Origin of the sequence: Paracoccus sp. (in: a-proteobacteria) (genome assembly GCF_039808215.1) — a bacterium.
In the GTDB taxonomy this organism is placed as follows: Bacteria; Pseudomonadota; Alphaproteobacteria; order Rhodobacterales; family Rhodobacteraceae; genus Paracoccus.
The window spans coordinates 1-10,938 of the sequence record NZ_JBDHSP010000087.1 but is presented as its reverse complement, the minus strand read 5'-3'; the positions used below and the strand labels follow the sequence as shown (position 1 = coordinate 10,938).

Here is a 10,938-nt window from a genome sequence, read left to right as displayed (position 1 = left end):
GAAAACAATGCAGAAATAGCGTTAGCAATGGTCGTAGAGAATTGTTCTTGCTAAGCCAAGTGGCGGAGGGGATGGGCCTGATATCCAACCTTCTCCACCCTAAGTCATTGTTTCCGTTATAGCGATCTTGGGATCGTTACCACACTGCAGCTCGCATCAGTCCGCATCCTCCTTTCCTCCATGTCCATAGAGGCTAGCATTCTGGTGGGCCCGATCTTGTCGCTCGAACTCGAGCGTCGAGTGCGTGATGCCAAATTCGCTCTCAAGCGCCCGCTTTATCGCGTGCTTGATGTCCTCGAGGCGATCCCATGCATTCACCTCGACCACCACATGTGTGTCGAGCGCAGCAGCATGCTCTTCCATCTGCCAGAAATGGGCGTGGTGGATGTCAGCCACCCCGTCGATGCCACGCATCGCGGCGACAACCGCGTCGTTGTCGATGTCCGGCGGGCTGCCGAGCATCAGGGTCCGGATCGGCCCACCGATCTCGGTCAAAGCCAAGTAGAGGATATAGAGCGCGATGCCGATGGTGATCGCCGGATCGACCCACCGCATGTCGTAAAGGATGATCAGCGCGCCACCCACGATCACGGCGACCGATGCCAGGGCGTCCGACAGGTTGTGCAGGAAAAGGGCACGGATGTTCACGCTGCCCTTCTGCATCGAATAGGTGAGCAGCGCCGTCAGCGTGTCCACCACCAGCGCGACACCGCCGAGGATGACCACAGTCCAGCCAGCGACCTGGGGCGGGTCGATCATCCGCATGCCGCCCTCGTAGATGAGATAGAAGCCAACGAGGATCAGCGTGGTGTAGTTGATCAGAGCGGCGACGATTTCGATGCGGCCGTAACCGAAGGTCATCCTCTCGTCAGCGGGCCGCCGCGCGATCTTGCGCGCAGCGAAGGCGATCACGAGGGACGCCATGTCGGAGAAGTTGTGCAGCGCATCGGCGATCAGGGCGAGGCTGCCGGACAGGATGCCACCGACGATCTGGGCGACCGTCAAAAGCGCGTTCGCCCAGATCGCAATGGAAACCCGTCGGTCGCCGGACTTGGGGTCGATATGTGCGTGGCCATGGTCGTGAGACATCGTGTTCTCGCTTAAGTCTTGCCGTCATCTTGATGGACCGCCTTGTGGTGCTCGCCATGCGCGTCGCGCAGGATTTCGATACCGCCCCAGGCGGCGACGCCGGCGACCGCGATACCGACCACCAGATCGGGCCAATTGCTGCCCAGCAACCAGACCAGACCGCCTGCGACGAGAATCCCGCCGTTCGAAATGAAGTCATTGAGACTAAATGTGTTAGCCGCTCGGACGTTCACGTCGGGATCCTCGAGCCGACCAAGGAGCCAGATGCAGATGCCATTAACGACCGCGGCAATGAGCGCCATGGAGATCATGAGCGGGCCGAGTGGTTCGGAACCGGTGTAGAAACGGCGGACGGCATCAATCAGGATACCGGCCGCGAAGATCAGCAGCAGCCCCCCCGACACGTTAGCGGCCGCACGCTTCCATTTGTCCGAACGAGACAGGGCGAAAAGGCTGATGGCGTACACGAAGCTGTCGGAGGTGTTGTCCAGACCGTTGGCGATCAGCGCACTGGAGTCGCCCAATGCACCTGTCGCAAAAAAGCCGATGGCGATGGCCGCATTCAGCAGCAGAACCGTCCAGAGCGTACGGCGCTGACGTTCATCCGGATCCTTTGGCAGTTCTTTGGTCATCAGGTTCGCCTCCGTTCGTGCTGGCCGTCGGATCAAGGCGGCCTCTGTTGATTTCCACCCAGAACTGAGCCGGGTTTTCCATCGAGAAGTGAGCCACCTCTGATTATGGATATATCGTCATAGAGGGGTCAAGGTATGGTTTGTCTCCTTCTTTTTTTTGGCCGCTGCGGCTGAGCTTGCCTTGAACCTGAAGCTGTCGTTTCCAGTCTCCAGGATGTGGCAACGGTGGGTCAGGCGATCGAGCAGTGCGGTGGTCATCTTGGCGTCGCCGAAGACCGTGGCCCATTCGCTGAAGCTGAGATTCGTGGTGATGACCACGCTAGTGCGCTCATAGAGTTTGCTCAGCAGATGGAAGAGCAAAGCGCCGCCTGATGCACTGAAGGGCAGATAGCCCAGCTCGTCCAGGATCACGAGATCGAGGCGGCTGAGACTTTCGGCAATCTGTCCGGCCTTCCCCCTTGTCTTCTCCTGCTCGAGGGCATTGACCAGTTCGATAGTCGAGAAGAAGCGGACCCGCCGGCGGTGCTGTTCGATGGACTGAATGCCCACTGCCGTCGCCACATGGGTCTTTCCGGTCCCTGGGCCACCGATCAGCACAACATTCTGCGCACCCTCCATGAACTCGCCGCAGTGCAGCTGACGCACAGTCGCTTCATTGATCTCGCTGGCGGCGAAGTCGAACCCCGAGAGGTCCTTGTAGGCGGGGAAGCGCGCCGCCTTCATGTGATAGGCAATGGAACGGACCTCGCGCTCGGCCAGCTCCGCTTTCAGCAACTGAGCCAGGATCGGCACAGCAGCGTCAAAAGCAGGCGCCCCCTGTTCGATGAGGTCAGTGACCGACTGCGCCATCCCATGCATTTTCAGACTGCGGAGCATGATGACGATGGCACCGCTGGCGGGATCATGACGCATGACGGCCACCTTCGGTCTGGCTGCGCAGACTGTCGTAGCGCTCGACATTGGCCGATGGCTCGCGCCGCAGGGCCAGCGCCTGCGGGGTATCCAGGGGCGGCCCGCCAACCACCTTCCCATCGATCAAGCGGTGCAGGAGATTCAGTACATGGGTCTTGGTCGCCACGCCCTCGGCCAGGGCCAGCTCCACCGCCGTCAGCACGGCCTGCTCGTCATGCTGCAGAACCAGGGCGAGGATATCGACCATCTCACGATCGCCGCCCGGCTTGCGTATCATTTGGCCCTGTAGTTGCCTGAAGGCAGGCGGCAATTCCAGGAAAGGTGCGCCATTCCGAAGCGCTCCGGGCTTGCGCTGAAGGACAGCCAGGTAGTGCCGCCAATCGTAGATCGTCCGCGGCGGCAGCTGGTGGCTGCGTTGAATCACGCGAGGATGCTCGCACAGGATGTTACCCTCGGCCGCCACGACAAGTCGGTCCGGATAGATCCGCAAGCTGATGGGACGGTTGGCGAATGACGCGGGAACGCTATAGCGATTGCGCTCGAAACTGATCAGGCAGGTGGGCGAGACGCGCTTGCTCAGCTCGATGAAGCCGTCAAAGGCCACCGGCAACGGCATCAAGGCAGCCCGTTCTTCGGCCCAGATATCAGCGATCGTGCCAGGCCGCGTCCCATGCGCCGTGCTTTTCCACAGCTCCAGACAATGCTGTTCCAGCCAGACATTCAACGCGGCGAGGTCTGCGAAGTCAGGCATTCCATGAAGCAACTGGTGACGGGAGTCCCGCACGTTCTTCTCGACCTGCCCTTTCTCCCAACCCGCTGCCGGATTGCAGAACTCGGGCTCGAAGACGTAGTGGTTCGTCATGGCGAGGAAGCGCATGTTGACCTCTCGTTCCTTGCCGCGGCCGACACGATCCACTGCCGTCTTCATGTTGTCGTAGATGCCCCGGGCAGGCACGCCACCAAAAACCCGGAACCCGTGCCAGTGGGCGTCAAACAGCATCTCGTGGGTCTGCAGCAGATAGGCGCGCAGCAAAAAGGCCCGGCTGTGCGACAGCTTGATGTGGGCCATCTGAAGCTTGGTACGCTCTCCACCCAAAATGGCGAAGTCGTCGCTCCAGTCGAACTGGAAGGCCTCGCCCGGACTGAAGGACAAGGGGACAAAGGTCCCCCGTCCTGCCGTCTGCTGCTCACGCTGACGGTCCGCGCGCCAGTCCCGCGAAAAGGCGGCCACGCGGTTGTAGGATCCGGTGAAGCCGAGCTTGACCAGATCGGCGTGCATCTGCTTCAGCGTTCGTCGCTGCTTGCGCGGCTTGCCGATCTCCGTCTTCAGCCAGCCGGCCAGCTTCTCCGAGAAGGGGTCAAGCTTGCTTGGACGTTCCGGCGCCGCAAACTTTGGCTCGATCGTGTTCGCCGCCAGATGCTTTGACACGGTATTGCGCGAAAGACCCGTGCGCCGAGCGATCTCGCGGATCGACAGCTTCTCGCGCAAGTGCATGCGTCGGATGATGTTCAAAAGCCCCATGTGGATCACTCCGTTACCCCCGCCGCTGACCGCTATGGGGGAAGGTTCACATGGCTCACTTCTCAGTGGAAATTATGCGCTTACCCGGCTCAGTTCTGGGTGGAAATCAACAGCGTGCCCTTCCGGCGCAGGAGATCGCGCACGGAAATGCCCATTGCGGCGATCAGGGCCACGAGCCGCTCGCGGCCCGGCGGCGTCTTCAGGTATTCGATGACCTCCGGCTCCTCGCCGGAGTTACGGATCAGCGCCAGCACGTTGCGCGACGTGCCGCAGTTTGGATTGTGATAGATCGTGGTGGTCATGCGGTCTCCTTCCGGGCGGCGGCAGTCGGGGGAGCGATCCCGCAGGCTGCCGGATCGCCAGCGCAGCAGTGACGGGTCAGGTAATCGATCAGGCCTGTCATGGTGTCGAAGCTGGCCGCGTAGATGAGCGAGCGCCCTTCGCGCCGGACGGTCACCAGCCCGGCATGCTTCAGCTCCTTGAGGTGGAACGACAGGGTCGCCGAGGGAAGATCGAGCGCCTCGCCAATCCGGCCCACTGCTCGGCCCTCCGGGCCGGCCTCCACCAGCAGGCGGAAGATGTCGAGACGCGTCTCCTGCGAGAGCGCGGCCAGCGCCGCTAAGGTATTTTTCTTCTCCATATCTCCACAATATTGGAGATGTAAGGGACAATCAATCCCCGGAGTGCGGCAGCTCAGCGTCGATCGTCGCTGGCCCTGCACGCCCATGCCTGCTCGCGCAGTACGACGTAGTCGCTCATCATCTCCGCCAGCACCGAGCGCTCCGGCAGCAGCAAGAGCTCGTCGGCCGCACGCGCCTGGAGACCGCGACTGTACTCCACGACCGGCGGGCATGCAGAGATGCCGCCCGTCTCAGAACCGGCCGTCGCGCAGCCGCTTAGCAAGCTCGTCGCGATCACGAGGGCGGCGCGCCGCCGCTTCCAGCATCTGGCGTTGGACATCATTGGCTTTCTCCGCGGTCGCAAGGCGTTCGGCGAGGCGTCCCGCTCGCTCGCCGGACCGCCGAAGCGCAAGCAGGAACAGGAGCACGGCGAGGACGATGGCGCCGTAGCGCGGCGCTGCCCGCATCCACGGGCCGGCGGCGAACCCGCTCAGGAGCGCGGCGATCACCGCCGCCCCCGCTTCCAGTCGTCGAGCCGGGCGTAGATCGTGACCGCGATCCCGAAAAGCGCCACGGCAATGAACACCCAGCGCAGCGTGTCGAGATACGGGACCAGCGGCAGGATTGCGGATTGGGTCTCGGCCAACACGGTCTTCGCCACCTCGACCCCGGCCGCGCCCAGCGTCGCGACACCAGCAGCGCCGCCACCCTTCATGGTGCGGCTGTCGGCCAGCACTTCGCGGGCGGGCGGCGTCTCGGCGGCGAAGACCGTCTCCCGGACCGGGAACCTCTCACCCCACTGGCGCGCGGGGCCGAGGTCGACATGCATGAACCCCGAGCGGGGGTAGAAGCCGAAGCCGAGGAACCCGACCTCTCGCGCCGCCGCCTCGAAGGCCACGGGATCGTGGTTCGCCATGGCGATGTCGAAGGCGGCGCCGTCCAGATGCTTCGACCGGGTCGCGCCGCCGACGGCACGGTTGTGCTCGGGGCTGCGATAGGCCGAGCGGACGATCAGCGGCTTGCCCAGCCGGTCACGCAGCGCCTGCAGCTTGTCGAGCGCAGCTTCGTTGACCAGCAGCTTGCCCGTCCCTCGGCAGGCGATCTCGGCGGGTGAGAAATTCGGCCAGCGCCAGGCGCTCTCCGGCACGTCGCGCCAATGATTGTGGAATGTCGTCGTCATGGGGTCCTCCGAAAACGAGTTTCCGGCCCCTCGCAGGGCTCGGTGCGTTCGCCGCTCGGGAAGGTCCACTGGACCTTCCCGTCTGCCTGTCAGGCAGACCACGGCTCACCCCGCCACGAGGGCGGGTCATTGCGGGCCGATGAATGGGGATGGTGCGCGGCTACGGGCTGCCGCCGAAGATCTTCAGCTTGATGGCGATGCCGGCGAGCAGCGCCAGCATGACGCCAGTGGTGATCATGCGAACGGCGGTCTGCATGGCGGTGCGGCGCACCAGCCGGATGCAGTCGACCAGCGAGCGCAGATCGCGGATGTCGAGGGCCGCCTCGTCGCCGTCGAGGCCGACATCGGCCAGCGCGCGCTTCGCGCCTTCCTCGGCCGCCCGGGTCAGGATCGCCTCGAACTCGGCGTCAGGCATACGCACGAAGCCCTCGGATCGGGGTGGTGTCATCGGATCCTCCTTCCGCCGCTCAGCCGATCTTGCAGCCCCAGAAGGACGTGTGGTCGGCGGCGAAGTAGCCGTCCGCGACCCGGAAATACCCCTGCAACTCGACGGTATCGCCCGCGATGAGCGGCACCATGGTCTGCAGCCAGATCGCGGTGGCGAGCGAGACATGGGTGGCGGAGATTTCGCCGAGGGAGCCGCGGATTTCCGTCGTGCCGTTCAGCACGAGCCGCCCGCGCATGCGCGCCGTGGCACTGGCGTTGATCTTGTAGAGGAGCGTCGCGCCGAAGAGGTAGGTGCCGTCCACCGGCGCCACGAAGTGGTTGTTCGCGGCGTCAAAGGCGCCCTGGTCGTTGTAGTCGGTGTTGTTCAGGCCGATCTTCGTCCAGGTCCCGACGCCGACATAGTTGTCGTAGTTGGTGTACGCCTTGAACCGCGGCAGGCGCGGCTGGTCGACGATGCCGGTCGCGTTGTCGACGCTCAGCCCATCGAAAAATGTGCTGCCGTCTGCCGAGACCGCGAGGCGGAAGCGGTCGGAGCCGAACAGCCCCACCAGCGCCTTGGTCACGAAGCCGGTCTGCAGCGTCAGGCCGAGATCGTCGCCCGCAGCCTCCTTGTTCATGGTGTAGAACAGATCGCCGGTGCCGCCCTCGGCCACGGTCTTCGCGGTCCAGAGCGCCGCGTTGAGCTTGGCCGAGAACGGGTTTGATGCATCGGCAGTGGTGCCGAGCCCGAGCAGCGCGAGGTTCTGCAGCGTTGCAGGCGTGGTGCCGATCCAACCCGCGCCGCCGTAGACCAGCAGAACGGCTTCGTCCTCCACCCACGCCCGCCAGCCGGTCCGTGGCGGCAGGCGCAGCCAAGCCCCGTCGGTCCAGAGCGCGACATTCAGGTCCCAGCCTGACCACGCCCCGGTGGCGCCGGAGCCGACGATGTAGCGGTCGCCGTCGGCGGGGCTGCCGGGCGGTGTCGTGCGAATGCGGTCGAGGACGGAGAGCTGCACCATCCCGTCGAGGAGCCGCAGCGCCTCGTTGTGGGTGACATGCTTCTGGGCCTGCGCCGCGAGGATGTAGGGCAGCAGGAGATGGGTCGTGGCGTCGGACATGGGATGGCTTTCAGAAGCTGAGGGTGACGGTCTTGGGCGCGCCCCGCCCGATCAGGGCGGAGAGCTGGAAGATGCGGACGGTGAGCGTGTCACCGGGGCCGAGCGGCGCGCCCCAGTCGGCGGTCTGCTGGGCGGCGGTGTAGACCGCGATGGTGATGGTCGCGCTCAGCACCCGCTTCACGCTGGCGCCGTCGAGGATCTCGACCTCGTAGGCTTCCAGTTCCTCGGCGAGCGGCGCCTCGACCGCGCTCCAGTTGTCGGCGGAGAGCGCGCGGGACCGGCGCGTCCAGCGGATGGTCAGATCGCCGGGGCTGCGCGCCCGTCGCCACGGCTGCTCGACATGGGCGACCGAGAACGGCCGCAACCCCACGCCGACCGGCGTGAAACTCGTGGCGACATATGTCTCGTCGCTGACCGGACGGCTTGCCGGGCCGATGCGCCAGTTCCATGGGATGCCGAGATCGGCTTCTGCGATCGGCAGGGACGCGAGGCTGTCATCGAGCACTACCACGCGCGCGCCTGCGGGAGCCGGGTTGCCCATCGCGGCCTCGGTGCCGCGCTGACCGCGTAGCAGGCGGGTCAGGCGATAGCGACCGGGGGCCAGCAGTTCGGCCGATCCCGCCTGCACGATCTCCCATATGCCTGGCGCGGTTTCCACCGCGATGGCATTTGCGCCGCCGAACAGCGTCAGGTCGGTGACGCTCTCCAGCGTGCCGGTCAGCAGATCGACCACCAGCGTATTGCCGAGATCGAAGCGCGAGGTGGGGCCGGACCAGAAATCCGAGACCAGCGCCCCGATCCGGGCGCGGCTGCCGAACATGGTCAGCAGCTCGAAGCCATCGGTCGAAGGGCTGCGGAACACCGCCATCTCGCCCGGCCAGGGAACCGCATGGGCTGCGATGAGCGGCCGATGCGCGGGCTGATCCTCGGTCAACTGCGGCAGGTCCATCAGCACCGCCTCCGGCGCGCCGAACACCACGGCACGCGTCAGCGAGGCCGCGCGGGGATCGCCCGGCGGCAGATCGAAACTCGCCCGGTCCTGGCGAACCGCCTCGATGCCGCGGGCATCAGAATCGGCGATGGAGACCAGCCGTAGGTCGACCAGCCGCCCGTCATGGGCAAGCCGGACCACGTCGGCCGGATCGAGCGCGAGCAGCGAGGGCGGCAGACGGAACGCCGCCGTCTCGCGCCCCACCCATGCTTCCATCAGCGCGCGGCGGCAGCGCCGTTCGGCTTCTTCGGGCGGCAACGCCATCGGGAAACTTTCCGAGGCGATCCGCGTCGTGTCGACGGTGATGCGCCGTGCCTCGACGAGGGCAGCGTCGTAATCCTCGTCGGCGCGGGCCAGCTGCCACTTCAGCGCCTGCGGCAGCTCGGTCTCCTGGCCGCGGGTCAGTTCCAGCACGTCGCCCTCACGAGTGGCCACCAGATCGTCGGGCGCAATGGTGGCGACGGAGGCCCGGCCGCGCATGACGAAACGAATGACGCCCTCGGTCTCGACCGCGTCGAAGCCGAAATGCCGCGACAGGGTGGTGATCGAGGCGCGCGGGCTTTCCAGCGCGGTGATGGCGTAGCCCTCGACCGCGCCCCAGAGCCCGGTGACGTCGATAAGGGATTCCGGCATGCCGGCGCGCAGACAGAGGTGTCGCACCAGCGCCGCCAGCGACACCGCGCCGAGCCGCCCGGTCAGCCAGTGCCCGAGCCGCCAGTTCGCGCCGTCGGTCCAGAAATCGGTCAACGCCGGGAAGAACGGATAGGGTCGCGCATCCCAGGTCCAGGCGGCGGATTCGGGGACGCGGACCATCCGGCCGCCGTAGACCGATGAGGTCGGGTTGTTCGCGGGTTTGCCCCACCAGAGATATGTCGCCTCGAGATAGGCGCGCTGGATGGCGTCGTCGCGCCAGCCGCGCGAGAAATGCGGCGTGAAGCTCTCGGACGACTTCGGGTCGAAGAACACGTTCGGCTGGTTGGTTCCCCGGTCGATGGCCGGGCAACCAAGCTCGGTGAACCAGATCGGCTTCGACTGCGGCACCCATGCCGTCGGCGTCGCGCTCTCCACCCCACCCGGGCGGTTGTAATGCGGGTTCGACCACCAGGCGCGCAGGTCCTTAGTGCGGAACACCCACGGCTTGGCATAAGCACCATCCGTGATCGGGGTGCGGACCTGCGCGGTGCGATCAGCGGCGCTGGCGTAGAACCACTCAAACCCTTCGCCGCCTGCGATGTTCGCCTGCAGATAGGAGCGGTCATGGATCGCGGGCCAGCCGTCGGCCGCATCGGCGTGGTCGAAGCCGTCGCGCCAGTCCGACAGCGGCATGTAGTTGTCGATGCCGATGAAATCGATCTCCTGGTCGGCCCAGAGCGGATCGAGGTGAAAGAACACGTCGCCGCTGCCGTCGCCCGGCTGGTGCCCGAAATATTCCGACCAGTCGGCGGCGTAGCCGAGCTTGGTCCCGGACCCGAGGATCGCGCGCACATCGCCGAGCAGATCCCGATATTCCTGCACCGCCGGATAGCTGGACGCGCCCGAGCGGATCGTCGTCAGCCCCGGCATCTCGGTGCCGATCAGGAAGGCGTCGACCCCGCCCGCCGCCGCGCAGAGATGGGCATAGTGCAGCACCATGCGTCGCAGGCCCCAGTCGCCCGATGACCCGGTCCAGCCGACGCTCTCGCCCGACACGTTGAAGCTGGCGGGCGTCGCCGCGCCGAACAGCGCCGCGACTTGGCTTGCGGCGGCGGCCGTCTTGTCGACCGATCCCGCATGGCCCGCCGCCGGCGAACAGGTGATCCGGCCGCGCCACGGGAATGCGGGCTGACCCGTCTCAGCGGCCATGTCGCTATAGGGGTTCGGCAGGCTGTTGCCGGGCGGAACATCCATCAGGATGAACGGATAGAAGGTGACGCGCAGCCCGCGCGCTTTCATCTCCTGGATCGCCTGCACCACGGCGAAATCGGACGGCGTGCCGCCATAGACCGGGCGATCCTGATCGTCGCGGCTGACGAGGAAGGCATTGGCGCGACCGACGCCGTTGACCGACCAGCTGCGCGGCGTGGTCGATTTGGCGGCGACCTCGACGCCGGGCCGCACCTTGCAGGCGCCCGCGCGCAGGTCGTCGCCGAACCAGGCGACGACGAGGCTGACGCTCTCGACTGCCGGCGCCATGGCCTGCAGCCGGTCCAGCGCCACCATCATGTCGGTGGCGTCCGGCAACGCGTTCAGGTTCTCGGCCTGTGTCGCGCCGCCATCGGTCTTGCGGATCGCCTGCGTCGCGTAGGTGAACTCGCCCGAGGCCGGGATCATCGTGACGGCGCGGGTCAGCCCCTCGGCGGTGTCGGGATCGGCAAGCGGGCGGAACACCTCGAAGGAGAGCTGAGGCAGCCGGTTGCCATAGCTGGAGAGCGGCAGGTCCTCGAACACGACATAGGCGGTGCCGCGATA

10 protein-coding genes and 1 pseudogene are annotated in these 10,938 nt (G+C 65.7%); all 11 read right to left on the bottom strand.

Annotated features, from left to right (window positions below):
- Positions 1–156: 156 nt before the first annotated feature.
- Positions 157–1,089: a cation diffusion facilitator family transporter gene (locus WMK75_RS16900; protein WP_089389211.1), complete on the bottom strand. Its 933-nt coding sequence runs from the start codon at positions 1,087–1,089 to the stop codon at positions 157–159.
- Positions 1,090–1,100: 11 nt separating this feature from the next.
- Positions 1,101–1,721: a cation transporter gene (locus WMK75_RS16895; RefSeq protein ID WP_089389210.1), complete on the bottom strand. Its 621-nt coding sequence runs from the start codon at positions 1,719–1,721 to the stop codon at positions 1,101–1,103.
- Between the two features lie 117 nt (positions 1,722–1,838).
- Positions 1,839–2,633 (bottom strand): IS21-like element helper ATPase IstB, encoded by a 795-nt coding sequence (istB, locus tag WMK75_RS16890; protein WP_347268763.1) that lies wholly within the window; start codon positions 2,631–2,633, stop codon positions 1,839–1,841.
- Positions 2,623–4,155, bottom strand: a complete 1,533-nt coding sequence (gene istA, locus WMK75_RS16885) for an IS21 family transposase (RefSeq protein ID WP_347268762.1) — start codon at positions 4,153–4,155, stop codon at positions 2,623–2,625. Before istA ends, istB begins: the two co-directional genes overlap by 11 nt.
- A gap of 113 nt (positions 4,156–4,268) precedes the next feature.
- Positions 4,269–4,457 (bottom strand): annotated as a pseudogene (locus tag WMK75_RS16880) (arsenate reductase); the annotation flags it as partial.
- Complete coding sequence (locus WMK75_RS16875) at positions 4,454–4,795, bottom strand: metalloregulator ArsR/SmtB family transcription factor (protein WP_127898525.1); 342 nt, start codon at positions 4,793–4,795, stop codon at positions 4,454–4,456. The pseudogene WMK75_RS16880 and the gene WMK75_RS16875, both read right to left, overlap by 4 nt.
- A gap of 231 nt (positions 4,796–5,026) precedes the next feature.
- A complete protein-coding gene (locus WMK75_RS16870; RefSeq protein ID WP_127898523.1) occupies positions 5,027–5,284 on the bottom strand; it encodes a hypothetical protein in 258 nt (85 codons plus the stop codon).
- Entirely contained in the window at positions 5,281–5,955 is a 675-nt protein-coding gene (locus WMK75_RS16865; RefSeq protein ID WP_347268761.1) for a D-Ala-D-Ala carboxypeptidase family metallohydrolase, read from the bottom strand. The genes WMK75_RS16870 and WMK75_RS16865 overlap by 4 nt, the downstream gene beginning before the upstream one ends.
- A 160-nt stretch (positions 5,956–6,115) precedes the next feature.
- On the bottom strand, positions 6,116–6,403 hold the full coding sequence (locus WMK75_RS16860; protein ID WP_085378178.1) for a DUF6127 family protein: 288 nt from the start codon (positions 6,401–6,403) through the stop codon (positions 6,116–6,118).
- A 19-nt stretch (positions 6,404–6,422) separates the two neighbouring features.
- A complete protein-coding gene (locus WMK75_RS16855; RefSeq protein WP_347268760.1) occupies positions 6,423–7,499 on the bottom strand; it encodes a DUF2793 domain-containing protein in 1,077 nt (358 codons plus the stop codon).
- A gap of 10 nt (positions 7,500–7,509) precedes the next feature.
- Positions 7,510–10,938, bottom strand: a 3,429-nt coding sequence (locus WMK75_RS16850) for a glycoside hydrolase/phage tail family protein (protein WP_347268759.1), incomplete at its 5' end; no start/stop codon positions are given.

What these genes read in the sequence shown, in the direction of transcription:
- WMK75_RS16875 (WP_127898525.1), bottom strand. Translation starts at nt 4,795, where the DNA reads ATGGAGAAGAAAAATACCTTAGCGGCGCTGGCCGCGCTCTCGCAGGAG.
- WMK75_RS16860 (WP_085378178.1), bottom strand. Translation starts at nt 6,403, where the DNA reads ATGACACCACCCCGATCCGAGGGCTTCGTGCGTATGCCTGACGCCGAG.
- istB (WP_347268763.1), bottom strand. Translation starts at nt 2,633, where the DNA reads ATGCGTCATGATCCCGCCAGCGGTGCCATCGTCATCATGCTCCGCAGT.
- WMK75_RS16895 (WP_089389210.1), bottom strand. Translation starts at nt 1,721, where the DNA reads ATGACCAAAGAACTGCCAAAGGATCCGGATGAACGTCAGCGCCGTACG.
- WMK75_RS16900 (WP_089389211.1), bottom strand. Translation starts at nt 1,089, where the DNA reads ATGTCTCACGACCATGGCCACGCACATATCGACCCCAAGTCCGGCGAC.
- istA (WP_347268762.1), bottom strand. Translation starts at nt 4,155, where the DNA reads ATGGGGCTTTTGAACATCATCCGACGCATGCACTTGCGCGAGAAGCTG.
- WMK75_RS16855 (WP_347268760.1), bottom strand. Translation starts at nt 7,499, where the DNA reads ATGTCCGACGCCACGACCCATCTCCTGCTGCCCTACATCCTCGCGGCG.
- WMK75_RS16865 (WP_347268761.1), bottom strand. Translation starts at nt 5,955, where the DNA reads ATGACGACGACATTCCACAATCATTGGCGCGACGTGCCGGAGAGCGCC.